The 26,173-nt window shown below is 36.9% G+C and carries 15 protein-coding genes; 13 read left to right on the top strand and 2 right to left on the bottom strand.

Features of this window, described 5'->3' with window-relative positions:
- Positions 1-217 precede the first annotated feature (217 nt).
- The 9 genes from ACOVQ4_RS05805 to ACOVQ4_RS05765 all read left to right on the top strand — a co-directional run bounded on the left by ACOVQ4_RS05805 (position 218) and on the right by ACOVQ4_RS05765 (position 14,198).
- A complete protein-coding gene (locus ACOVQ4_RS05805; RefSeq protein WP_421819708.1) occupies positions 218-1,006 on the top strand; it encodes a helix-turn-helix transcriptional regulator in 789 nt (262 codons plus the stop codon).
- Positions 1,007-1,076: 70 nt separating this feature from the next.
- Positions 1,077-2,270 (top strand): aspartyl protease family protein, encoded by a 1,194-nt coding sequence (locus ACOVQ4_RS05800; protein ID WP_421819707.1) that lies wholly within the window; start codon positions 1,077-1,079, stop codon positions 2,268-2,270.
- A gap of 233 nt (positions 2,271-2,503) precedes the next feature.
- Positions 2,504-2,896: a hypothetical protein gene (locus ACOVQ4_RS05795; RefSeq protein ID WP_283343535.1), complete on the top strand. Its 393-nt coding sequence runs from the start codon at positions 2,504-2,506 to the stop codon at positions 2,894-2,896.
- A gap of 319 nt (positions 2,897-3,215) precedes the next feature.
- On the top strand, positions 3,216-3,812 hold the full coding sequence (locus ACOVQ4_RS05790; RefSeq protein WP_421819706.1) for an RNA polymerase sigma factor: 597 nt from the start codon (positions 3,216-3,218) through the stop codon (positions 3,810-3,812).
- Between the two features lie 153 nt (positions 3,813-3,965).
- Entirely contained in the window at positions 3,966-5,165 is a 1,200-nt protein-coding gene (locus ACOVQ4_RS05785; protein ID WP_421819705.1) for a FecR domain-containing protein, read from the top strand.
- Between the two features lie 393 nt (positions 5,166-5,558).
- A complete protein-coding gene (locus ACOVQ4_RS05780) occupies positions 5,559-8,822 on the top strand; it encodes a TonB-dependent receptor (protein ID WP_421819704.1) in 3,264 nt (1,087 codons plus the stop codon).
- Between the two features lie 19 nt (positions 8,823-8,841).
- Entirely contained in the window at positions 8,842-10,458 is a 1,617-nt protein-coding gene (locus ACOVQ4_RS05775) for a RagB/SusD family nutrient uptake outer membrane protein (protein ID WP_421819703.1), read from the top strand.
- Positions 10,459-10,729: 271 nt separating this feature from the next.
- The gene (locus ACOVQ4_RS05770; RefSeq protein WP_421819702.1) at positions 10,730-12,943 is read left to right on the top strand and encodes an alpha-N-acetylglucosaminidase; all 2,214 of its coding nucleotides are present in this window, start codon (positions 10,730-10,732) and stop codon (positions 12,941-12,943) included.
- A gap of 109 nt (positions 12,944-13,052) precedes the next feature.
- Positions 13,053-14,198 (top strand): acyltransferase family protein, encoded by a 1,146-nt coding sequence (locus ACOVQ4_RS05765; RefSeq protein WP_421819701.1) that lies wholly within the window; start codon positions 13,053-13,055, stop codon positions 14,196-14,198.
- 112 nt (positions 14,199-14,310) lie between these two features.
- Here the strand turns inward: ACOVQ4_RS05765 and ACOVQ4_RS05760 are convergent, their stop codons facing one another.
- Together ACOVQ4_RS05760 and ACOVQ4_RS05755 are read right to left on the bottom strand one after the other, a co-directional pair.
- A complete protein-coding gene (locus ACOVQ4_RS05760) occupies positions 14,311-15,060 on the bottom strand; it encodes an SDR family NAD(P)-dependent oxidoreductase (protein ID WP_421819700.1) in 750 nt (249 codons plus the stop codon).
- Between the two features lie 168 nt (positions 15,061-15,228).
- Entirely contained in the window at positions 15,229-15,921 is a 693-nt protein-coding gene (locus ACOVQ4_RS05755; protein ID WP_421819699.1) for a hypothetical protein, read from the bottom strand.
- Positions 15,922-16,190: 269 nt separating this feature from the next.
- On the opposite strand from ACOVQ4_RS05755, the gene ACOVQ4_RS05750 reads away from it, so the two are divergent.
- From ACOVQ4_RS05750 to ACOVQ4_RS05735, 4 genes are all read left to right on the top strand, one after another.
- A complete protein-coding gene (locus tag ACOVQ4_RS05750; protein ID WP_421819698.1) occupies positions 16,191-16,649 on the top strand; it encodes a DUF1569 domain-containing protein in 459 nt (152 codons plus the stop codon).
- Between the two features lie 156 nt (positions 16,650-16,805).
- On the top strand, positions 16,806-17,570 hold the full coding sequence (gene map / locus ACOVQ4_RS05745) for a type I methionyl aminopeptidase (RefSeq protein WP_421819697.1): 765 nt from the start codon (positions 16,806-16,808) through the stop codon (positions 17,568-17,570).
- 605 nt (positions 17,571-18,175) lie between these two features.
- Positions 18,176-19,366 carry a hypothetical protein gene (locus ACOVQ4_RS05740; protein WP_421819696.1) on the top strand — a complete coding sequence of 397 codons (1,191 nt, stop codon included), beginning with the start codon at positions 18,176-18,178 and terminating at the stop codon, positions 19,364-19,366.
- A gap of 139 nt (positions 19,367-19,505) precedes the next feature.
- Positions 19,506-26,173, top strand: a 6,668-nt coding sequence (locus ACOVQ4_RS05735) for a SprB repeat-containing protein (RefSeq protein WP_421819695.1), incomplete at its 3' end; no start/stop codon positions are given.

The following is a 26,173-nucleotide window of genomic DNA, read 5'->3' as shown; positions in this document are numbered from 1 at the left end:
AAATATTGTATAAGGATAAAATTATAATGATAAAGCTCCGTTCTAAACTAAAAAATATTAAATTTTGCTATTGCTATTACAACAAGTTTTCAACCAGTCTTCCATTTACCTTTGATAAACCAAGAGGATTAAATGAATGCTGTATGAATGAAGGATACTTCTCGTTAGACTGCAAAACGAAGAATTCAATATGATCTAAACTACATTTAAAAGAAATATGAGTACGCTAAACAAAGGTGAATATTCTGGGAATATCTTAAATTTAGTTGAATTTGAGGGCATCATAACCAGCAAAACTGCCTATCATGACAAGGTCGATCAGTCTTACCATTATCATGCAAATCCGCATTTGAGTTTTATCATTAATGGTGCGCATTTGGAAAGGAAAAACAATCAAACTGCTGTTAAAACTTCAAAGGATGTTTTGTTTTATCATTCTGGAGAATTTCACCAAACAATTCCATTTACTCCAGATACTAAAAACCTAAACCTTGAAATTGATTCCTATTTCTTACAAAAACATGATATTTCGGAAGAGTTATTAGAAAAAGCAGTGCTAAAAAACGTAAGAAGCAAACTGTTTATGCTCAAACTCAATTCTGAACTCAATTTCAACGATGGCTTGTCTCAAACTGCACTACATTCACTTATATTAGATTTTGTTGCCGAAGCTGATGTGAAAGATTATCAACAGATTTTGTGGTGTCTAAAGTTGGAAGAATTTTTAAATGACAATTGGAATTACAATCACAGTCTTGAAGAGTTATCTATTTTGTTGGGTGTTCATCCTGTGACGATATCAAAGCATTTTCCAAAATATTTTGGCTGTACTATCAGTGAATACTTACGAAGATTAAGAGTAATGCGAAGTCTGGATTTACTAAAATCTTCAAATCAATCTTTGACTGAGATTGCACATTTTTGCGGATTTGCGGATCAGAGCCATTTTTTGCGAACCTTCAAACATTTGACTGGACTCAATCCAAAATCATTCAGAAATTTTTAAACAGGCTAATTTTGTTCTATTTTACAAGTTGGGAGGTTTGTTATTTTGCACCAAATCAAACTTCTCAAACATGAAAAAACTATTTTTTATCCTATCTTTTTTACTCTGTCAATGTTCATTTGCCCAAAAAACGTTGCCAATTCTCAAGTCTAATGCCAAGACCATTAAGATTAGAGAAGGAAAATCCGAAATTCATGAGCAGCATCCTATCGCCAAGGCCAATCCTGATGTCTATGTCCCGAAACCATTTACAAAAACACAAGAAATAACTTATATCTCCGATATTGATTCAATCACTTTCAAGGTTGAAATGAATAAAATAGTAGATTTTTTGATAGTTCAAAATGGAAAGGATACCATCAAAACACAAATTAACACCAATAAAAATCAAGTTATTAGCTATCCAAATTACGCCTATACCAAACACAAGTCATCAAAGTATGATACAATACCTTTTAGCATAGGGGAGGACAGTCGAATTTATTTGAAAGGAAGCATCAATAATTCTGACACGCTTACCTTTTTGTTCGATACAGGCGCTTCTGGAATGGTTATTTCAACACCTTTGATTGATAAAAAGGTAAAAGTAAAGTTAGATGGGTCGTTTCTAAATGTTGGTTCCGATGGGGTGGAAAGAGTGCCTACTAGCTCACAAAATAAATTAACAATAAATGGATTAACCTGGAATCAAGTACCACTTCTAGCAATAGATTTCGGAGATTCTCCCTTCGATGCTGTGTTGGGTTGGGTGGCTTTTCAGAATAAAGTCTTAAAAATCAACTATGAAACAAAAAAAATGATTGTTTATGACTCATTACCACCTATTTCTGGAGACTATCGAAAGCTTGATTTTAGATTAATTGATGGTATACCCTACATAAAATGCAAGATGATTGTTAATAATACTGAATACGAAGAATGGTTTGATTTTGATTCGGGTTCGGATGGTTCATTAAGTATTTCTAAGGAATATTTTACTAAGCATAATTTAGCTGGCAAGCTCAATAAACTTGGGGAATCTGGTTGGATTGGAACAGCAGATATAAATATCGTAACTGATGTTTTGTTGTTGCGAAGACTAAAAATTGCAGATTTTGAACTTTACAATATACAATTGAGTGTCCCACAAAAAGATCCTGATACACCAGATAGGCTGGGAAATATTGGGAATCTAATCTTGAAACGCTTCACCACCATCATCGATTTTAGGAACAATTGTATGTATCTCAATCCAAATAATTTGATGTACTCAAAAATGGAGTAAAATGTTGCCATCGCAGCTAGTGCTTGCTCGCTAGTCAGTATTCAATTTTCTTATGATTTTATCTTAAAGTTAAATGCTAAAAAAACTAAATTATCGCTGAAATTTCCTTGTTGTTTTTTTGTCATCATTTTGTCATCGTGGTTTTTAAACAGTCTTTTGTTTTCCATTTTAAAAAACTGGTATCTTGGCGAGCTGAGAAACTTTCTCAGGTTAAACACTTTAACATATCTCACATGAAAAACAACATTTTCAAACTCGCCACTCTTGTATTATTCACTTTTGTTGTTGCAGTAAATGCCTCGTTGGCACAAGCGCCAAAACGTATCGATTTTGCAAAGGAAGGTTCTAATTCTTTGGTATGGGAACAAAAAGTTGAGGCTAACAGCAGTAAAAGTTTTGTGTTCAAAGCAACGAAAGGACAAGTATTGACATTGAGTTTTATTGACGATACCAAAAAAGGTATGATGGAATTGGGCAAAGAGTCGATTGAGCCAAATGCTGACCCTTATCAAGCTACCATTTCGGTGACGAAAGATTATACTTTTACAGTAAAAAATAATAGTCCTAAAAAAACAAGCTTTAGAATTGCCATCAGTTTGGAAGACCCAAAAGCAAAAAAGAAATAAACAACATAATTGTTCAGTAGTAAAATCCCCAGTAATGATTTGAAATACATTGCTGGGGATTTTTTGTCATATCGATACTTCTGTGTTATTTTTGATTAAATATTGGAAAAGTACTATTATTATTTCGATAAGTGTTTTTTGCTTTTCAATCGATTTCTGATGTATTTCGGCACTATGTTTCCGTTTATTAAATTTTTTTACAGTATTATTGGATGATTATGATACAATAATAATCCAAAAGTTATATTTTTTTGAAAAAATTGAGTAGATTTATACAAGTATTCTATTTGGAATTAGTTACCTTTTGATAAATGATTGAATGACTACAAAGACATTATATGATGAAAAAGAACTGCTTATTCATGCCTCTAATGGTAGTGAAGAGGCATTTTCTTTGATTTTTCATACTTATAAAAATAAACTTTATGGTTATTTGTTCCGAATTACTGAATCTAGCGATGTGGCGGAGGATATCATTCAAGAGATTTTTTTGAAACTCTGGAAAGATAAGGCTGATTTAGTAAACATAATTTCATTTGATTCCTATCTGTTTAGAATGGCAAAAAATTACGCCATTAATTCTTTCAAATCTAGGGCACGTCAAGCCTTGTTATATGTCGAATACCTCGAAACCCAAACTGAGGAGGATTACAGCACAGACCATAAAATTCAGTTTGAAGAAACAACTTTTCTACTTCAACAAATTGTTGAAACATTGCCTCCACAACAAAAATTGGTGTATCAACTAAGCCGAGAGCAATATCTCAAACATGATGAAATTGCAGAAATGCTTAATATTTCTCCACTTACCGTAAAAAATCACATTATCCAAGCTTTAAATACAATTAAGAAAAGTCTTAAATATCAGGCTGTTATCTTAATGGTTCTTGCTTTTTGGTACGAATTGAAAAAATAATTTATTTTTTTTTTCAATTAAACTAGTCCTATCCTTTTTGACAATTGTCTTCTTTTTAGCTAACCTCTTCCGTGAGCCCTACGGTTGTATGTTTTAACCATTGGGAATTTTTCAAAAACCATAAACCAAGGGAGTAAAATCCATAGAAGTGATATGCCTTCGACACGAATTGACCTTTTGATAGATAAATATTTTCAGAGCACTTGTTCCGAAGAGGAATTGCAGGAGCTCATGAAGTGGGTAGATGCCAGTTCTGAATTAGAATTAGGACAAAAACTCGCTGGTGTTTGGAAAAATTACAAACCTGAGCGAGTAATGCCCGAAGAAATGTCAGAAAGAATCTTGAATAATATTTTTAATCATCAAGACGACGAAACGCCTGTGGAGGAGGAGTATCAAGCGGTAAGTTTCTGGCGTACAAAATATGGAATGGCGGCTTCGGTGGCATTGCTTATAGGTTTGAGTTTTTTTGGTTGGTTACAATATAATGTAAATTTAAAACGAACCGAAAATCGTCTGGTTGAAGTAAAATCATTTCAACAGCATGATGTGCTGCCAGGAGGAGATAAGGCTGTATTGACCCTCGACGATGGTTCGACTGTCGTATTAGATAACACAGCCAATGGTAGTTTGGGTAAGCAAGGCGAAACCGATATTCGAAAAACCCAAAGTGGTAAGGTAGTTTATGAAGGCGCACAAATTGCTGTAGCTAAGCCTATGTATAATACCTTGACAACACCTAAAGGGGGACAATTTCAAGTTGTTTTGGCCGATGGTACTAAAGTGTGGTTGAATGCAGCTTCTAGCTTGAGATTTCCAACAGTTTTTACTGGAAAAGAAAGAAAAGTCGAAATGACAGGAGAAGTGTACTTCGAAGTAGCTAAAAACCCAAAAATGCCTTTCAAAGTTGTAACGCAAGGACAAGAGGTTGAAGTGTTGGGAACACACTTTAATGTAATGGCATTTCAGAATGAAAAGGTGATTAAAACCACATTACTTGAAGGTTCGGTAAAAGTAAGTAATAATGAAAAGACGACTATTTTACAACCAGGTCAGCAATCAAAAGTTGGTATCAATAGCAATATTTTCAGAACGGTCAATGATGTGAATATTGAAGAGGAATTGGCATGGAAGAACGGCTATTTCCAATTTAATGATGCCAGTCTAGAGCAAGTGATGCGACAAATTGAGCGCTGGTACGATGTTGATATTGAATATGTTGGTAAAATATCCAACGAGCATTTTACGGGAAAGCTTCCTCGCAATACCAATCTCTCGAATGTGCTTAAGATTCTGTCTATGAGTGAAGTTGATTTTAAAATAGAGGGCAAAAAAATTATTATTACCCCATAAGTGAAGTTTACTACTGAGTACAAATAGGGTGGAATTGCGTTAGTGGAAATTGATTTCCTATTAACTATGAAAAAATTAAGCATCAATAGATTATTAAATGATAGATACAATTTCGAGTCGACCGAGATACGGTATTTATAACTTATATTCTTTTAACCAGTACAGTGCCCGTGACACTTATTTCACGACAAGACATTGAACAAAGAAAAAGCGAAAACGCTGGCACGTCTTCGCTTACATTCGGAGTTTGATAAAAATCAGTTTTCCAAGTATCTTATTTTTTAAACCCCAAACAAAAGTATGAATCGCAATCCTATTTTCCAAATTAGGCTGGATTTGCCATGCCTTTCGGCTTCCTGTCGTGGGCACTTTTCCACAAAACTTTACCGGGTCATGAAACTAACCTTTATTTTATCGCTTACGATATGTTTACAGGTAAGTGCTGTTAGTTTTTCGCAGAGATTTAATATCAATCTTCGAAATGCTAGTGTTACTCAAGTTTTTAAAGAAATCGAACGTCAAAGTGGTTATACCTTCTGGTATAAATCCGACTTGTTACAAAAGTCTGATAAAGTAACCGTTTCACTAAAGAATGCTAAGTTAGAAGAAGTTCTTGAATCATGTTTTGCCAATGAGAAAATCGAATACTCTATTGTAGATAAAACCATTGTATTGAAACCTGCCAAAGTGGCACCTGTGTTGGCTCCAGTAGAGGTAGTGGCGAATCCAATAAAAGGTAAAGTCACCTCTTCGACCGACGGAAAGCCTTTAGTAGGTGTGAGTGTTGCCGTGAAGGGTACAACCCGTGGTACAACTACCGATTCAAATGGAGAATTTTCCTTAAATGCTTCTAAAAATGAAACCTTAGTGTTCTCTTACATTGGCTTCAATGGAAAAGAGGTTAGTATTGGTAATCAAACATTTATTTCGCTTGCTTTACAGGAGTCTGCTACTTCTTTAACCGAAGTTGCTGTTGTAGGTTATGGTAGCCAATCACGTAAAAACTTGTCAAGTGCTGTAAGTTCAGTTAAAACTGAAGAATTGAATAAGGGAGCCATGACTGATGTAGGTCAATTATTACAAGGTAAGGTTCCGGGTTTGAATATCACAGCGAGTGGTGACCCCAACAAGCCTGCTGCAGTAGTGATGCGTGGTGCGTCAACTTTGAATAGTTCGCAAGGACCATTTTATGTAATCGATGGAGTGCCAGGAGCTGATATTTCAACCATTGCGCCTGATGATATTGCGTCGATTGACGTGTTGAAGGATGCAGCTGCAACTGCTATTTATGGTAACCGTGCAGCCAATGGTGTAATTATGGTAACTACCAAAAAAGGAAAGGCGGGTCAAATGCAAGTTTCCTACAGCGCTTTCGTAAGTGCAGAAAAGGTGTCGAGCAGACTAAATATGATGAATGCAGACCAGCTAAGAGATTTTTTGAAAAAAACGGGTGTTGGTCTAACGGACAAAGATGATTTGGGCGCAAGTACTGACTGGCAATCGGCTATTCAGAAAAATACAGCCATTTCAACAAACCACAACCTATCTGTTTCGGGCGGGGGTGAGCATAGCAATTACAGCGTGAGTTTAAACTATGTTAAAAAGGATGGTATCCTTTTGAATAGTTCTCTGGAAAGAGTAATTGGACGTTTGTCGGTTGAACAGTTTGCTTTAAAAGATAAATTAAAGTTAGGTTTTTCAGTAACTAACTCAACCAGCGATGCAGAGGATATTCCTTACCGCAATACCGTATTGTTGCAATCAACCTTGTATTTACCTGTATCTCCAATCTTAAAAAGCGACGGTACTTATTTTGAAAATTTACAAAACAATAATTACTACAACCCAGTGGCTATGATTAATAATAGCCAAATGAATACGAAGTATAGTAATTTGATTGGAAGTTTTAAGGCTGAATATCAATTGCCTTTTGGATTGACTTATAATTTGAATCTTTCGTATTTAAACTCAAATAGCCTATCAGGAAGTTTTTACAATAGTTATTATACTACTAATTACAACAACATGTATGATAACCCAGATCCAGGTTTAGGTTTCCATACTAATCAACTTTTTGGTAAAAATGGACAAGCAAATCGTAGTTCCTATCAAAATACCTCTAAAATTTTAGAGACCTTTTTGACTTGGAATAAAGAATTTGGCGATCACTCAATTAATGCCGTAATTGGTTATTCTTGGCAAAACAACAAAATTGGAGAAGGTTTTCAGGTAACAACCAGTAATATGCCAGTAGACAATATTGGGTATAATAACTTGGCTTTGAGTAACCCTTATGGTATTTCGGGTTATCAAATTAGCTTTGGTCCTGATGGTGTTTATCAAGAAACTCGTTTGATTTCCGACTTTGCACGTTTGAACTACAACTACAAAAGTAAATATTTATTACAGGCTTCTGTACGTAGAGATGGCAGTTCGGTATTTGGAGCAAACAATCAGTGGGGGGTATTCCCATCGGTTGGTTTGGCTTGGAGAGTAAGTCAAGAAGACTTTTTACAAGGCCAAAATATTTTTGATGATTTGAAGCTAAGAGCAAGTTATGGGGTGACTGGTAACGCTTCAGGCTTTAATGCTTATACTTCTCAATTTATCTCTGGAAGTTTGGGTACTTATTATTACAATGGTGCTATTACGGGTGCTTTTGGCCCTACCAAAGCAGCTAACCCAGATTTACAGTGGGAAAAAACATCTACTACTAACCTCGGTTTAGATTTTACCTTAGCAAAAAGTAAATTATCTGGTTCGATTGAATTTTACAACAAAAATACCACGGGTATGATTTATTCATACAGTGTAGACCCAATCAAAGTGCCTACTGGTAGCATTGTGGCCAATGGTGGTAGCATCAACAACAAGGGTGTTGAGTTGACTTTAAATGCAAAATTAATACAACAAGGAGCTTTCTCATGGAATAGCACCTTGAACTTGGCTCATAATAGCAACGTAATTACTAGTTTGACAAATCCGCTTTTTGCGGGAGGTGACTCCGTGTTATTGTCTCGTCCAGAAGGTGGCGGTCAATCAGGTCGTTCATTACAGATATTAAAAGCAGGTCGTCCTTTGGGTCAATTCTTTGCTTTGGAATACGCTGGAAAAAATGCTAATGGAGTATCTCAATTTGTAGGTGCTGATGGTAAATTGACAACTACACCAGTGGATGGAAAAGATTACAAATACCTTGGAAGCGCACAGCCAAAATTGCTATTGGGTTGGAACAACACTTTCAAATATGGTAATTTTGATTTGAATGTATTTATTCGTGGGGTATTTGGAAACAAAATTTTCAATGCCACTCGTGCAGATTTGTTCCGCCCAAATACAGCGCAATATGCCAATATCTTGGTAGATGCTGGCAACGAATCTGCCGCTGATTATAATGCTTATTTCTATTCTTCCCGTTTTATTGAGGATGGTAGCTTCATTCGTTTCGACAATGCTACTTTAGGATATAATTTCAAGAAAATTGGAGTTCTTAAAAACCTGAGAGTGTATACTTCTGTAAATAACTTGTTTGTGATTACAGGTTATAAGGGTATCGACCCAGAGGTAAACCAAGGTGGAATCGCGCCAGGGGTAGATTACAACAACTTCTATCCAAAAACTCGTACCTTCTTGTTAGGTGTTAATGTATCATTCTAATCCTCTTTTAGTTGAAATCATGAAAAAGACATTTTTACATATACTTGCAATCATCTTGATGTCGGGAGCCATGTTCTCCTGCCACGATTTGTATGTTCCTGTTACGACAGAACTTACTCCTGATGTATTCCCTTCAAATACAGCCCAATACATTTCGGCATCCGGCCCAACGTATGTGGCGCTGAGAGGAAATTACGCAGTTGAATATTTCCAACAGCAATCATTTAGTACAGACGAAAGTATTATGCCTGCCCGTGGCGGTAACTGGTTTGATGGTGGTCAAAACCAAACTATGCATTATCATACTTGGACACAAGACAATGGCTATCTGAACGGAAACTGGTATTGGATGTCTACAATTATTGGGGTTTCTAATCAAACAATCAATATTTTGAGAACTACCATGCCAGCTGGTGCTGCCAAAAATACAGGAATTGCCGAAATCAGAATGGTAAGAGCTTTTGCTTATTACATGATGATGGACAATTATGGAAATGTACCTTTGGATACGCTCTATGGAGATTTTACACCAAAAACCAATACGCCAAGAGCCCAAGTTTTTGATTTTGTTGAAAAAGAAATCCAAGCTTGTATTCCTTTTTTAAGTGAGGCTAATGATGTATCTCAATATGGACGTCCAAACAAATGGACTGCCTACGCTCTTTTGGCAAAAATGTATTTGAATGCTGAAGTGTATACAGGTACCAAACGTTACGATGATTGTATTGCCGCTTGTGACAAGGTTATTGCTTCTGGAAAGTATTCAATTGAACCGAGAGCTTCTTATTTGCAGATGTTTTATCCAAATAACGGGCCACAAATGAAGGAGTTTATCTTTGCGATTCCATACAATCCGACGATGTCTAATAGCTTCCCATTCCGTTCGGTAAATATTCATGCACGTTATCAAGTACCGAGAAGTATGGCAAAACGCTTTAGCATGCCGTACACGCCTGCTGGCTCGGCAAGTACATTGCCAGAATATTATGCTTATTTTAATGATACCAAAGATATTCGTAACGGACAATGGTTAACAGGATTGCAGTATATGGCAGATGGCGTTACGCCAATTACGGTGACTACTACAAATTTGGGATACGACCAATTTTATAAGGGTAGCAACCCTACCGAAACAAAGACTTTCCAAGTAAATCTTACACCTGATATTGTTTTGCGTCAAAGTGTTGCGTCATTCGATGTGGGTAATGATGAGGTTGCCTGGAACATGGGATATCGTAATATCAAGTTTTATCCTGATGCTACTTCTTTGAACCGTGACCAAAATAACGATATCCCGGTATTCCGTTATTCTGATATTTTGATGATGAAAGCAGAGGCCATTTTGCGTGGTGGCGCTCCAACTGGCGGTGCAACGGCTGTTTCATTGGTTAATCAAGTTCGTTCAGAGCGTACTACCGCTGCAGCTTTAACGACGATTGATTTGGAGGGTGTGTATGCTGAACGTGTTAGAGAATTTGCCTTCGAGGCTTGGCACCGTAATGATATGATTCGTTTTGGTAAATTTGAAAATAAGTGGGGCTTCAAAACTAACGCAGATACTTACCGTAGAATTTTCCCAATTCCTCGCAATGCCTTGCAGTTGAATCCAAACTTGAAGCAAAATCCAGGTTATTAATGAGTGATGAATTGCGAGTATAGAGTTTTGAAAAATCAGCTCAAGTTTATAAGCACATCACTATTGCCAATTGAATTAAAATTTATTGAATAGGTAAATCACTCTCATAAATTTTGAAATTGCGTATAATAAAATACGTTAGTGAATTATTTTACCTCTGACAAATTATTTTGGTTTGTCAGAGGTATTCAAAATCTTACTATCTATCCTACATTTCAAAGCTCTCAAAGATGTATGAGCTTTGTTTACTTAACTTAATGATTATACTTTAATGAAAACATTTTACCAAACTCTCAAAATTTGTGGCATATTGCTTGGCCTAGTTGTAGGTGCCGACGCAATGGCACAGTTGAATATTAAAGAATCGCAAGCTCTCATAGCCCGTGTGATTCCGCAGAGGGCCGAATCCTTCGTGGTGGAGTCGCTATCAACCGCTGCACCATTTGACTTTTTTGAAATAGAAAGTAAAAACAATAAAATAGTCTTGCGTGGAAACAATGGTGTTTCGGTGGCCTCGGCATTATATTATTACCTTACTGAATACTGTCATTGCCAAATTACGTGGAATGGTGAAAATCTTGATTTGCCTACCAAATTACCTTTGCTTTCAGCAAAAATCACCAAATCTTCGCCCTATCAGTACCGTTATTATCTCAATTATTGCACATTCAATTACAGCATGTCTTGGTGGAATTGGGATAGATGGCAAAAAGAAATTGACTGGATGGCCATGCATGGAATCACGATGCCATTGGCTATTACGGGTGAAGAATACACTTGGAGAGAGGTGTATAATGAAATGGGTTTTTCTGACAATGATTTGAAAGACTTTTTTAGTGGACCCGCTTATTTCTCTTGGTTTTGGATGGGGAATTTAGACGGATGGGGTGGACCCTTGCCTGTAAGCTGGATGAAATCGCACAAAGACCTCCAGTTGAAAATTTTACAAAGAGAAAGAGCTTTGGGCATGACGCCTGTATTGCCAGCCTTTACTGGACACGTACCAGCAGCATTTAAAAAGAAATATCCTAAAGCCAAACTTAAGGCTACCAATTGGACCAATGGATTTGGTGATACTTATATCCTCGATTCGGAGGACCCGCTTTTTGCTGAATTGGGGAAAAAGTTTATAGATAAACAAACCAAACTTTTTGGAACTAATCACTTGTATTCAGCGGATACTTTTAACGAAAATGAACCACCAACGGACGAGCCTGCCTATTTATCCAAATTGAGTGCAAGAATTTATGAAGGCATTCGTCAAGCAGACCCAAATGGTATTTGGGTGATGCAAGGTTGGCTGTTTTACAGTGATAGAAAATTCTGGAAAGCTCCTCAAATTGAGGCATTATTAAATGCAGTACCCAATAATAAAATGTTGCTTTTGGATTTGGCAACCGAAATTGAACCTGTTTGGAAAAGAACCGAAGCGTTTTATGGAAAGCCTTGGATTTGGAATATGCTCAATAATTTCGGAGGTAACGTCAACCTTTTTGGACGAATGGATGGGGTAGCATCTGGGCCAGCATTAGCACTCAATGACCCAAATTCTAAGAATTTGCAAGGAATAGGTTTGACGATGGAGGCAATTGAACAAAATCCAGTCATATATGAATTGATGATGCAGCATACTTGGCAAACTACGCCTATAAATTTGGACGAATGGATAGTAAAATATGCCAAAAATAGATACAAAACAGATGATAAATCTCTGGTTGAGGCTTGGCAAATTCTAAGAAAAACAGTTTACAATGGCAAAGATATCCGTGATGGTGCCGAGTCTATTATTACGGGTCGTCCTACCTTTGACTCCACAACGATTTGGACTCGTACAAAATTGAATTACCCACCAAAAGAACTTTTACCTGCTTGGGATTTGTTTATCGAAGCTTCCAAAAAAGGTGTAAATTCTGATGGATTTCAGTATGATGTCGTAGATATTACTCGTCAGGTTTTGGCAAATTATGCCTTGATTTTACAGAAAAAATGGAAAGAGTCATACAAAACCAAAAATGCAGCGCAGTTCAAAGTAGACTCAGAGGCTTTTCTTACCTTGATTTCTGATATGGACGCTTTATTGGCAACTCGTAAAGATTTTATGTTGGGGCCTTGGATTAATTCGGCGAGAACGTGGGGTACAACCCCACAAGAAAAAGCACTTTATGAACAGAATGCCAGAGATTTAGTGACGCTTTGGGGTGATGCCAACAGTCCATTGCACGAGTACTCTAATCGCCAGTGGAGCGGTTTGCTCAATGATTTTTATAAGCCACGTTGGACCCAGTTTTTTAAAGAGTTAACTAAGGCAATGTCTGAAAACAAAGAGCCAGACTTGAAGGCTTTTGACGAGCAAATTCGTAATTGGGAATGGAAATGGGTGACTACCCAAAAATCCTTCCCTACAAGCCCGCAAGGAAGTAGCATCACTTTGGCACAAAAACTACATTTGAAATATCAAAAAGCACTAGTGGAGGCCTATAAATAGGGGCTGTTTTGGCCGAGGCTTGACGAAACTTCAGGGTGGCAACTAATACTTTGCCCCTTGGGAGTTTTTTAAAAAAGAAAATTGAACACGTTTTTCGACAAACTAAAATATGAGCAATCAGTCAAAAAATCTAAGACTCATTTCGCTGGATGCGCTAAGAGGGTTTGATATGTTTTGGATTATGAGTGGTGAGCATATCATTCATGCGTTGGCAGAAACTACGCATATTCCAGCATTCGAATGGATGTCCGAACAACTGCATCATACCGCATGGAATGGCATTACTTTTTATGATATGATTTTCCCTTTGTTTTTATTTATTGCGGGAGCATCAATGCCTTTTTCAATGCAGAAAAAATTACAACATTTTGCCGTGGAGGAGCCATTTCAGTTACCTTCTGAAAGTAAAAATGCCTTGTATTGGAGTATGATTCAGAGGACTTTCAAACTTATTTTACTGGGAATGATTGTCAATGGTTTGCTAAAATGGAATGGCTATGAACAAACAAGAATAGCAAGTGTTTTGGGTAGAATTGGTTTGGCATGGTTATTTGCAGGTTTTATTTACTTGAATGGAAACACCAAAACACAAGTCTTTTGGTTTTGTTTTATTCTTTTATTTTACTGGGTAGTCATGAAACTGGTTCCCGTTCCGGGCTTTGGAGCTGGGGTTCTTACAAAAGACGGCTCATTAGCCTCCTATGTTGACCGTTTGTTTTTACCAGGAAGATTACATAGTAAGGTATTTGACCCTGAAGGATTGCTATCCACTATACCTGCCATTGGGACAGCACTATTGGGCGTTTTTACAACAACTTTTTTGAAAAGTTCTTATTTCGAACAAAGATATGCGAAGATTGGTATAATAACTTTGGCTGGACTTGCCTTACTATTGATAGGCTTAGTATGGGATTTTTCATTCCCTATCAATAAACGATTATGGACTAGCTCTTTTGTATGTGTAGTTGGGGGCTTTTCAATGTTGTTTTTTGTAATTTTTTACCTAATTATAGATATCTGGGGCTTTCAAAAATGGGCATCACCCTTCATCTGGATTGGCTCTAACTCAATTTTAATTTATATGGCATCGGAGGGTATGGTAAACTTTGGATACACCGCCAACTTTTTATTTGGTGGTATTATTTCACATTTACCTGAGCATTGGCACCACGTTTTAACAGCGTGTTCGGTGACATTTTTGCAAATAATTTTGTTAAAAATTCTTTATAAAAATAAGGTTTTTTTAAAAGTATAATAGGAAAATGAACTGGTAACATTGTGTCCTACAATGTTAGAAATTGGGAGTATTGTGGTAAACCCAATGCCTAATTTATAGGCATTGGGTTTCTTTTTATTACAAAGAGCTCTTAAACCGCTGTGTATCCGCCATCAACCAAATAGGCTGCCCCTGTAATGAATGAAGCTTTTTCTGTACTCAAAAAAAGTACCAATTCTGCTACTTCCTCGGGTTTGCCTAGTCTTCCAATCGGATGTTTGGCTGCCAAGGCATCTTTCATATCGCCGCTTGCTTGGTCTAATAGGGGTGTTTGAATATACCCTGGACAAACTGCATTACATCGGATATTTTTCTGAGCGTATTCTGCACCAATATTTTTTGTCAAACCGATTACGGCATGTTTTGAGGTAGTGTAAGCTGAGGACATCGGAGCTGCCACCCAGCCATGAATAGAGGCCATGTTGACGATTACTCCACCTCCGTTTTTCTCCATATATTGAAGCGCATATTTACAGCCATAAAACACGCCATCAAGATTTACCGTCAAGACTTTTCTCCAACTATCCAAACTATAATCTCCAGTGTTGGCTAGTTGACCGCCAATTCCTGCATTATTACAGATAATATCTAGTCCTCCAAACGTACTTACGGTTGCATGAACCAAGGCCTCTACCTCTTCAGCTTTGGATGTATCGGCTTTAATGTAAGCGGCAATGCCACCAAACTCCTCAATCTGTTTTACTGCACCAGCGCCATGTTCGTCGTTGATATCTGAAATGACTACTTTTGCACCCTCCTTCGCATAAGCAATTGCTACTGCCAAGCCTATTCCCGAAGCACCACCTGTTACTACGGCTACTTTATTTTCTAGCGTTTTCATACTTTTTTTAAATAGTTTTTGAAATGAATGAATTCAATTCGATAGGCGAAAATGATTATTGTATCAAATTGATAATTTGTATAGGTATGATGCGATTTTAATAGGAGGGTTTAATTGAAAAAGAAAGATTGAGCTTAGAATTTGTTTAGTAATAAGGAGGGTTTTACGCTATTGCAACTTACCTGAAGTTTTAACCTTTCCTAAATAATATTGTAAAAACTTGAGTACAAAATAGCGTTTCTCATCAGTGAGTGATTCACCAATTTCGATTCTTTGATTGGCATAAATGACTATTTGGTAAATAGGCTGCATTTGGTCTTTATTTTTGTAATAAGTAAGCTCTTCTTCAATGCCAGACACAGTTTTCCAATCGAAAGAATAGATTGAATGCCAACCAAATATTTTTATTCCTTTTTCAATATTTCCCCCTCTATTGGTGAGATTGATATTGAGTTCTCCAAACATTGCTTGAAGAAATAACCAACTCATAAAGCCGCCAAATAATATTCCAAAACCCAAAACGAACGATTTAACTATCAGCTCCATTGATTCCCAATCGATGATCTCAGAGGCCAAAAAATAGAAAAATGACCAGACAGAAATAGGAAGCAGACTTGCTATCAAACCGTAGCCAATGGAGTTTTTGATTTGCAAAGAAATCTCATCAACATGCTTTGTGAAAGCGATGCCTTCAGGAACCTGAGACATATCTAATTCATAAGAAAATGTTGTTTGTGAAGATGGACGATTAAACGAGGCTGAAAGCTTAAATACCTGCTGACAGTTATCACATAATCCGATATCCGTTTGGATATTGAGGTTGTTATTGGATACAGGGGTGTTACAATTGGGACAATTCATACAAAAGGTGTTTTGGTTTCTGGTTTGAAGGTAGTAAAATAAGCTCAGTAAAAATGGGAATTATAGTTGGTCGAGATAAAGTAAGGTTAAGCGGTTAGAATATCACCTGTGTAAAGAATTAGTATTGCGTTTACACCCTCTTTGGAGTTTTTGAAATAAATATGCGTAATAAGTTTTTCATTATATAAGTATTTGATTTTCTTTATGCTATGTAAAATTATTCCTATTTTTATTAAAAAAAACCTTATTTAACTATCACTAATCTCAATATGGCTTTACCCAATATTTTTACCACTGAAATATCTCATGAATTGATTCAAAGAATTAATTCACTTCAAAAGGATTCACAACCACTTTGGGGTAAAATGAGCGTTGCACAAATGCTCGCGCATTGCTGTGTGACCTATGAAATGGTGTATGAGGAAAAACATCCAAAACCCAACTTCTTCCTCAAGTTCTTTTTGAAATCTTTTGTAAAAAACTTTGTAGTGAACGAAGTGCCTTACAAGCAAAGTTTAAAAACTGCTCCTGCATTTATCATTACCGAGCAAAAAGATTTTGAATCAGAAAAAAATCGTTTAATTAATTTTATCTCACAAACTCAACAATTAGGCGAAGGCTATTTTGACCAGAAAGAATCTCACTCCTTTGGCAAATTGAGTACGACCGAATGGAATAACATGATGTATAAGCATCTCGACCATCATTTAAAACAGTTTGGAGTTTGAACAATCATATTTCTGAGTCTCATATTGTTTCCTAGGTGTGGTAAAGCTCTGATACTTTCAAATTTTTAAAGTAGTTTTGTAAGTAAATAACAGGTTTTCATTTGAATGCCTCGTTATTTTGAGAGTTTTACCAAATCAAAACAACAAGCAATAAACATGCTCATCAAAAATGAATCAGAATTAGTTGGTATTAAGAAAATTAGTGAAGTGGTTGCCCAAACGCTCAAAAAGATGTGTGAATATGCCAAAGTCGGTATGTCAACCAAAGAATTGGATGATTTTGGAGCCGAGATTCTAAAATCCTATGGCGCAAAATCGGCACCTTATGCAACCTATAAATTTCCAGGCTGGGCTTGTATTAGCACCGATAAAGAGTTCTGCCATGGAATTCCTTCCGACAAAAAGATATTGAAAGAAGGCGAATTAATCAATATCGACGTATCGGCCGAACTCGGCGGGTACTATTCTGATAATGGTTGTTCCTTTGTAGTAGGGCAGGATATCCACAATCATCAGCCACTAGTAAATGCATCGAAAGAAATTTTAAAAATTGCTATCGAGCACATCAGAGAAGGAGTAAGAATTGCAGATATTGGCGAAATGATTGAAAAGGAGGCGAAAAAACGAGGATATAAAGTAATTAAAAATTTGGCAGGACATGGCGTTGGTAGAAGATTGCATGAGCCTCCCCACGAGATTTTGAACTATAAAAACCGACTTAATTTCGAGAAATTTAAAAGAAATTCTGTTGTGGCTATCGAGACCTTCATCGCTACACACTCTACCATTGCCGAAACCCTTTCTGATGGCTGGACTATGGTAGGTAATAAAGGTGGCTACATGACTCAGCACGAGCATACGATAGTGGTAACAGATGGTGCTCCATTGATTTTAACAACTGGAAATGGTGTTTGGGATTAAGAAATAACTATTTCAACTCTCGGTTGTAAACGGTAACATGTTGCCAGACTCCGACAAGACTTGATTTTTTGTACAGAGTTGTATCCATAATTGAGCAAAATAAAATTAGATTATTGATTTAAGAAAATAAATACCCTTCCGCAGAAAAAGGTCTTTATGTTTTCATGCCAAATTCTATGTAGCCTTATGCCTAATGCTATAGGCTAGTGCAGATTAAATTAGATTTAAGTTGTGTGCATTAGTCGGTTAGCAATAGGCATGGGGTGAAAAGTCTTTTGTGATGCTATCCTAAACTTTTTGATGCGTTTTACTCACAGATTTTAGCCTATTACGAAGAAAATTAGAGTTTAGTGTTGCACAGTAAGCACCATTCAAAAAGTCTACACAATTTCAGAATATGCACCTTAGTGCTTGCTAATCAAGGCGTAATGTATACGGCCTATTTCCGTCCTCCTATTGATGCTACAACAAGTAATAATCCACTCATTCAAAAAAAATGTGACTAATTTTAAAATTTATAGTCAAATAAGAATAAAATTTTGAAATAAATAAGTACTTTAGTTTTTTCTTATTTAATACAAGTTTATTGTTTTTTGCTATTTATTATGAAAATAAAACTACACTTAATTGTTTTTTCTTGTCTCGCTGTCTTTTTTTCTTGTAAAACAGAAAAAGACTTAATCAGTATTTTACCCACCATTAGCTCAATTTCTTTGGATGGGATTCAGGTACTTAAAGCCGATATTTCAGAGGCTCAAAAGAAAATCACGCTTTTGGTACCTTATCAATCAAATTTAACCTCAGTTGTTCCTATCATAAAAACTCAAAACGCTTCTACAGTTATTCCTGCCGTAACCGTACCTCAAAATTTTACGAGAGTAGTGTATTATACCTTAGTGTCACAGTCGGGTGAAAAAGTGATTTATGAAGTAAACGTAATTTCAAATGAGCAACCTTTACCAGAAATTACAAGCATCGATAAAGACACTATCGAAGCAGGAGCAACAATTGAGGTTTTTGGTAAATACTTTGGCCTCAACCCTACCGATGTACAAGCTTCGATCAGCGATGGAAGTACAGCTACCCCTTTAAAAACTGAACTAATAGATTCATTACATGTAAGAGTTTCTTCTCAAGACAATTTATTACCAGGGAAATACTTTTTAGCACTTCGAGTAAAAAATAAAACAACTGAGTACAATCAACCTATACAAGTGGAATATCCAACCCCTTCTATTGATTCTCTGGATTATCTGGATGTAATTCAAGAAGAAAATATGAAGGTTTTTGGTAAATATTTCTCCAAAAATTATGAGTACCAACTCAAACTGACGGGTAGTGGTGTCGCCTCTATATCTATTCCTGCAAGTATTAGTAACAATACCCTACTCTGCAAGGTGCCCACTACTATTAAAGAAGGTAACTATCAAATTAAAGTTATTAACTCTTCTTTGAAAAAGGAAAGTTCAACGTTTGCACAATCGATTACGGTGTACTCCAAGGATATGCCCTATTTAATTGATTCCGAGAAAGTAAGCGAAACTACACTTAAAGCGGGTACAAATGTAGGATTTACTACTTCAAATTTCGAGAAAATTCCAGCGAGGTTCTATCAAATCCAACTGGAAAGTAACAACAATAGTTTTGTACAAAATGCACTCTATAGCCCTGCAAATAAACGCCTAAGCTTTGAGGTTCCTCAGACCAAAGGTAAATATGGTATCAGCCTGATTCTTAGTAATGAAACTACGATACTGTATCAAATCAAAACCAGATTTGTATTAGCCATAGAATAATATTCTTAACGAACAGCCATGATATTATAAATGGTCTCCTTGAGATAAATGATAGTAATATCCTTTTGATTTTGAACGCATTATCTTCACCGATAAGCTGTTGACTAATAACTTATTTCATCTTGCTATTAATATAAAAATGAAAAAAATACTACTCCTAATCGTATTGTGTTTTACATTGTTACAAAAGGGTTTAGCTCAAGTTAGCAAACCAGTTTTGGATTTAAAAAAGTTCACAGATCGTAGCCTAGTGGTTCGACAAATGCTATCTACAGACAGGAATTGCTATGAGTTTTATAAAAACGGCGTAAAGCTCATAGAGGGACAAGATTACTTCATGGGCTCAGGATATCCCAACTCATTTTTTTATGTGGGTGGAGGCACTCGTGGAGGATTTTATAGTGCGGCTATAGAGTTTGGTTTCTTAAAACCCAACGATGTATTAGTCGTTAAAGATGTATGTCTCAACGAAACCTCAGACCCTGTGGTTGTATCTGATGACTATGTGTATATTGAGATTCCACAAGGCAATAGCTATCAGAGCAATGGGATTGGTGCAACATACTCATTGCCTGCCTACGAAAAGCTTTCTACCGCAGTACAGGTAGGAAAATGTGAACCAATTTCGATTAATGCCCACGTTCTCATGGCCACGGTGATAGATATTACAACAGAGTCACCTATCAGTTTGGGAACCTTCAAAGTAAATGGCGCAACGATTTCTGCTGGAGATTTTTCAAGCTATTTTGCTGGGAATTCAACAAGCTATCAAATTTCGTCTGGGCAGGTAAGTACTTCAAATTTTTTAAAACTAACCGCAAATGCCTATTATTCAGGCTCTACGCCTTATTCTATTGAGTACAAACATAATGGAAGTAATACTAGCGGATTTGATTTCACCTTCGGAGTAGGAGGTGTGCAAGTCCGCTTTATTACGAATAATAGCTTTGAAATTTGGAAGCGAAATTATTTGGGCGAGTATGACATAAGTCATTATGATGGCGATTTTAGTAATAGCAGCTATAAAATTACCTTTGATGAAAATTCTTATCGTATCTATGTCGATGGTGTAGAGTATGGTAAATTGGACAGATTTGTAAAGTACACTACCACCACAGGTACCTTAGACAATAGTGCTGTATTGCCGTACCGCACAGGCGTTAAACTCAGTCCTGCAAGTTCGGGAGTGCACTATGTTAGTGCGACTGTCGATGGTGCCCTGAATGTCTATCAAAAGTTACAGGTTGTGGAAGATATGTCACTTTCTACCACAGTGGTGAACTCTGCATGTGCAGGTACAAACTCGGGAAGTATCAGTGTATTGGCAAACGGAGGACAAGCCCCGTTGAGTTATTCTTTGAATAATGGAAGTTTTCAAACTAATAGCACATTTAGCGGGTTAGCCCCCGGAAATTATACCATTAAAGTAAAGGATGCTTCTGGTTGTGAGTCAACAACATCTGCCACTGTAAATGGAAACAGCCCTCTGGCTTTATCGAGTTCGGTACAAAATGAAACTTGTTTTAATCAAAAAAACGGAAGAATTAGCCTTTCAGCCTCGGGTGGAACAGGCTTTTACACTTACTCGATAGATGGCCAGAATTATGTATCTACTGCTCAATTTGACAATCTAGCCACAGGTAATTACACTGGCTATGTCAAGGATTTGAGTGGATGTGTCAGTACCAACTCTGGAATCACTATCAGTTCTGACAGTAAGTTGTTGCCTCCGACAATCACCCCTTCCAACGTAAGTTGTTTTGGAGGTAACAATGGTAGTTTCACAATTAATTCTTCTAACTCCGTTGCCAATGGAACTATTCAATACTCGATTGATGGAGGCATAAACTTTGGTACAACTTCACAAATTCAGGGATTAACAGCAGGAAATTATCAAATTATTGTTAAAGATAATCTCTGTAATATTACTACCACTGGCACGATTACACAACCCAGCGAGGTAGTTCCTGCCATAACTGTCCAAAATCAAATCTCTTGTAACGGACAAAAAGATGGAGTTCTGTCACTAGCTGCTTCTGGTGGAATCGCACCTTATGAATATTCCTTGGATAATACCAGTTATTCTAGCAATTCACTAAGAAATAATTTAGGAGCAGGCAATTATAAAATTTGGGTAAAAGACGCAAATGGATGTGTCAAAGAATCAGGTATAACCACTATCACTGAGCCTTCAGTATTGTTAGCTACTCTTCAAAGTAAACAAGATATACTCTGTTATGGAAACAGTACAGGGCAGTTGGTTATCAATGCATCAGGAGGAACTTTACCTTATAGTTATAAATTAAGTACCCAATCCAGTTATAGTTCCGATAATACTCTTTCAAACCTTCGAGCAGGTCAATACACCATTCAGGTACAAGATAGTCATCAATGTATAACTACCATGCAGGCCGAACTGCTCGAAGCCAGCGATATTGTCATAACTGTCACTCAAAAGCAAGATATTCTTTGTAATGGAGCATCGACAGGTCAACTTAGCATTCAGGCTGCTGGTGGAAATGGAGGTTATACCTATAGTCAGGAAGGTACAAATTACCAAAGCAACAATGTTTTCTCTGGACTAAAAGCAGGAGCCTATTCTATTTTTGTAAAAGACCTAACGGGTTGTGTAAAAGCATTGCAAAGTAGTGCAACCACCTTGGTTGAGCCTAGTGCATTGGAGATGAACTTTCAAAGTACAGCAGTGAAATGTAAGGGAGAGGCAACTGGCTCGTTTACAGCTAATGCCAGCGGCGGTGTTGGAGCTTATGTGTATTCTATAGACAACGTCAACTTTCTTTCTACAAATCAATTTACTGGTCTTAATGCAGGAAATTATATGGTTTCCTTAAAAGATGCCAATAACTGTCTATTACAAAAAAGCGTTCAGATAACAGAGCCAACGGTAGTTTTAGCAAATTTCGATATACTTAGCCAAGTCCTTTGTTATGGAGGAAACTCGGGTATCATTAAAGGTTTGGCATCTGGGGGAGTTGGACCGTATCAGTACTCTTTAGATGGCATTACCTATCAAAATAACGATACATTTGGCGCTCTGGCTATTGGAGATTATAAAGTATGGGTAAAAGATGCAAATGCTTGTATTACAACTAGTTCTAATAAAACTATTACACAGCCTACCGACATAATATTTACAGTGTCATCTGTCTCAGCAGTAAAATGTTATCAAGGTAGCGATGGTGTTGTAAGCCTTCAAACTAACGGTGGTGTGGGCAATTATAGCTATACCATGGATGGAAGTACCTTTCAAACGGCAAACACTTTCAATAATTTGACAAGCGGAACCTATTCCTTTTTGGTAAAGGATGGGAACAATTGTCAAAAATCTGTTCAAACGACGGTATCTCAGCCTGCACAAGCCTACACCATTACGCTAACCTCTTCAGAAAATCTTTCTTGTTATGAAAATAAAACAGGAAAAATTGTGGTCACTAGCCAAGGAGGTACAGCTCCATATTTGGTGGGCTTGAGCACAAATACCTTACAATCTAATCCTAGCTTTGAACAGCTCTCAGCAGGCAATTATATGGTGTATGGTAAAGATGCTAATAATTGTACTTTTAGCCTTGGAGGTATAAACCTATCTCAGCCCTCAGATATTGTCTTTTCTACCTTAATGAAAAAAGATGTAGACTGTGACTATTACTCAAAAGGAGAGGCTAAAGTTTTGGCAACAGGTTCGAATGGGGGTTTTAGCTACACGCTTACTGGTGTAAATAGTCTTGGAAACTCGATAAACCCTTCAAACAATACCTCTGGTTATTTCAACGAGTTGGTAGCTGGTGATTATCGTGTAACTGCTACGGATGTTAGAGGTTGTAGTAAAAATTATACGGTAACGATTATTCCCAAAAGTTCAAAAATAACTTTCGATATAAATAAATCTTTACCTAGTACTTGTAATGCTAGTGATGGAGTCATTAGTATCATCAATGTTCAAGGAGGTAGAAATGGCTACAGCTATCAATTATCAACTCAACAAACGGCTTCCACTAATTCACAATTTTCAGGATTATCTTCGGGAACGTATGTAGTCACCGTTAGCGATGAGTTGTGCTACTATAGACAAAATATTGACCTATCAACGCCTAATGGGATTAAGGCTAATTATCAGGTTTCAGGTATCAATTGTACCTACTCAGATGGTAATATTTCGGTCGTAAATGTAACAGGAGGAAATGGAGGGTATGTCTACAAACTCAATAACAATCCAGAAACCAGTAATCCTTATTTTAGCAATCTATCCCCTAATATATATGCTATAGAAATCAGAGATACACCACAAAGTTGTAAGTACGTACTGAGTGTAGAGCTAAAAGAACAAAACCGCTCAGATTTGCAGTTGGTGAGTAAATCAGATGCCTTATGTTTTGGAGGGTATACAGGTACAATAGTAGTAGCTGGGAATAACAACCAAGCACCTTTTCAGTATAACATTAATAATGGTGGGTGGCAATCTTCTGGTAGATTTGAGAGTTTGGCAAAAGGGAGCTACAAACTAACGAGTCTTAATGCTTTGGGATGTCAGGATAGTCTTCAGGTGCAGATTTCAGAACCAACACTGTTAGTAGAAGAACTCTCAAAGAACGATAACTTATGTTTTGGTGATGCTTCAGGTAAAATTTTTGCCAGTGCCACAGGAGGTATTTCACCTTATCGTTTTTCAAAAGATAATCAAAGCTATCAAAATGAAACTAATTTTGAGAATCTCAAAAAAGGTGATTATACCATTTGGGTAAAAGATGCTAATAATTGTATTAGTACTAAAACAATTACCTTGATAGAACCACCTCAACTGGTGATAACGCCCTATTATCAAGATACAATTCGCTGTTTTGGCGAAACCAATGGCCTTATATCCATTCCCACCCAAGGGGGTACTCCAGCATATAGTTATTCCCTAGACGGTACAAATTATATCTCAAATAATAGCTTTAGCGGATTAGGAAAAGGTACTTATACTGTTCATGCAAAAGATGCTAATCAGTGTAAAACAGAGAAAACCTTAACCTTGACCGAGCCGAATCTACTAGCAATATCCCAAAAGGATTTCATGAATCCCTTATGTTATCAATCAAAAGATGGGTTTATTGAGGTAAGTTCTACTGGTGGCAATAACGGAAATGTATACACGATTGACTACCAAAGTCGAAGTCAAAGCAGCAGCTATTTCAACAATCTTCCAGATGGTAACTATGCCGTAAAGGTAACAGATCGCAAAGGCTGCACAGCAACCGTCAGTAATATAGTTTTGAAAGAACCTGCTAAAATTAAAACAGTATCTGTTGGTACAATGCCATTATGTTATGGCGATGGCAATGGTAAAATCAATATTACAGTCACAGGCGGAACTCCGAATTACAGAGCAAATTTTGAAGGAATAGTGAGTACAATAGACGGTTCAGGAAATACGAAGGAGTTTTCAAATTTGTATTCAAAAACCTATACATTTTATGTAATAGATAGTCACAATTGTGTGGATACGGTAAATTATATCCTGAACCAACCTACACAATTACAAAACCAAATTACGATAAAAGAAAATGACTGTTTTGGTGATTTAACAGGGCAGATTCAAGTGCTTGGTTTACAAGCCACGCCGCCCTACCGTTATTCACTACAAAATCAAGAAGTAGCCGAAACCTTTGAACCGACAGGTATTTTCTCGAAGCTAAAATCAAATAACTATATCGTCAATGTATATGATTTTAATAACTGTAAATTAAGTACTAGCATCAAGGTAGCCCAACCTGACAAGTTAGTGATTACCCCAGTTTATCAAGATACAGTGAGATGCTTTGGGGAAAACAATGGAGCTATTTTACTAAAAGTGACAGGTGGCGTAAAGAGTTATATCTACTCAAAAGATAGTACAAATTACTTCAGTGATAGCTTGTTTTCGGGATTAAGAGCTGGTCAATACAATTTTTGGGTAAAAGATGCCAATAAGTGCTTAGCCACTTCACAACTAATAACAACCGAACCGCAACTATTAGATTTAAGTTTATTCTCAAAATCTAATCCCCTATGCTTAGGCGAGTCAAACGGGATTGTACAACTAACAGCCACAGGAGGAAACGGCGGTAATATCTATTGGCAAGATAACGCAATCAAGCAATCCAGTGACCGATTTATCGGACTAACACAAGGACAATATACCTACAAAGTAGTCGATCGAAAAGGCTGTCAAGACACCGTCCGCTTGGTCGAACTCAAATGGCCATCGGCCATATTGGCACAAGTGAGTAAGTCAATTCCTATTTGTTACGGCACAAATACGGCCAAACTCAATATCCAAGCCTCTGGAGGTGTGGGTGCGTTTACAGCATTGCTCAGTAATGCCAATTTGAGTAAAACCATAGCTCTGAATAGCGGGCAGGGAGTCTTTGACTCGCTTCATGCAGGAAACTATCTTGTCAAAATCAAAGATGCCAATGGTTGTCAATTACAATTGACAAATACCATTCAAGAAACAGACAGTTTAGAAACCTTTGCTCTGGGTTCGGGCAAAGGGGCAGATACCCTCTGTATAGGGCAAAGCATTACTTTGGAGGTAAAAAATAAAGGGAAAAATATACATTGGTATTTTAATGGCACAGAAGGCACAAATGAATTAGCCCGAGCAAATCAGTCTACCTACACGATTGTAAATCCTGGTATCTATAAGGTAGTAGTGTCTAACAAAACAGGATGTACCGTCGAAAAAAGCTACACCCTCACCAACAGTAAAAATGCGCTCAAGGCCGATTTTACACTTGCTACTCAAGCATTTGTGGGAGATACTAT

The sequence above is a fragment of the Flectobacillus sp. genome (assembly GCF_049240685.1).
Classification (GTDB): domain Bacteria; phylum Bacteroidota; class Bacteroidia; order Cytophagales; family Spirosomataceae; genus Flectobacillus.
This window is presented reverse-complemented; position numbering and strand designations above follow the sequence as displayed.

What these genes read in the sequence shown, in the direction of transcription:
- ACOVQ4_RS05805 (WP_421819708.1), top strand. Translation starts at nt 218, where the DNA reads ATGAGTACGCTAAACAAAGGTGAATATTCTGGGAATATCTTAAATTTA.
- ACOVQ4_RS05800 (WP_421819707.1), top strand. Translation starts at nt 1,077, where the DNA reads ATGAAAAAACTATTTTTTATCCTATCTTTTTTACTCTGTCAATGTTCA.
- ACOVQ4_RS05795 (WP_283343535.1), top strand. Translation starts at nt 2,504, where the DNA reads ATGAAAAACAACATTTTCAAACTCGCCACTCTTGTATTATTCACTTTT.
- ACOVQ4_RS05790 (WP_421819706.1), top strand. Translation starts at nt 3,216, where the DNA reads ATGACTACAAAGACATTATATGATGAAAAAGAACTGCTTATTCATGCC.
- ACOVQ4_RS05785 (WP_421819705.1), top strand. Translation starts at nt 3,966, where the DNA reads ATGCCTTCGACACGAATTGACCTTTTGATAGATAAATATTTTCAGAGC.
- ACOVQ4_RS05780 (WP_421819704.1), top strand. Translation starts at nt 5,559, where the DNA reads ATGAAACTAACCTTTATTTTATCGCTTACGATATGTTTACAGGTAAGT.
- ACOVQ4_RS05775 (WP_421819703.1), top strand. Translation starts at nt 8,842, where the DNA reads ATGAAAAAGACATTTTTACATATACTTGCAATCATCTTGATGTCGGGA.
- ACOVQ4_RS05770 (WP_421819702.1), top strand. Translation starts at nt 10,730, where the DNA reads ATGAAAACATTTTACCAAACTCTCAAAATTTGTGGCATATTGCTTGGC.
- ACOVQ4_RS05765 (WP_421819701.1), top strand. Translation starts at nt 13,053, where the DNA reads ATGAGCAATCAGTCAAAAAATCTAAGACTCATTTCGCTGGATGCGCTA.
- ACOVQ4_RS05760 (WP_421819700.1), bottom strand. Translation starts at nt 15,060, where the DNA reads ATGAAAACGCTAGAAAATAAAGTAGCCGTAGTAACAGGTGGTGCTTCG.
- ACOVQ4_RS05755 (WP_421819699.1), bottom strand. Translation starts at nt 15,921, where the DNA reads ATGAATTGTCCCAATTGTAACACCCCTGTATCCAATAACAACCTCAAT.
- ACOVQ4_RS05750 (WP_421819698.1), top strand. Translation starts at nt 16,191, where the DNA reads ATGGCTTTACCCAATATTTTTACCACTGAAATATCTCATGAATTGATT.
- map (WP_421819697.1), top strand. Translation starts at nt 16,806, where the DNA reads ATGCTCATCAAAAATGAATCAGAATTAGTTGGTATTAAGAAAATTAGT.
- ACOVQ4_RS05740 (WP_421819696.1), top strand. Translation starts at nt 18,176, where the DNA reads ATGAAAATAAAACTACACTTAATTGTTTTTTCTTGTCTCGCTGTCTTT.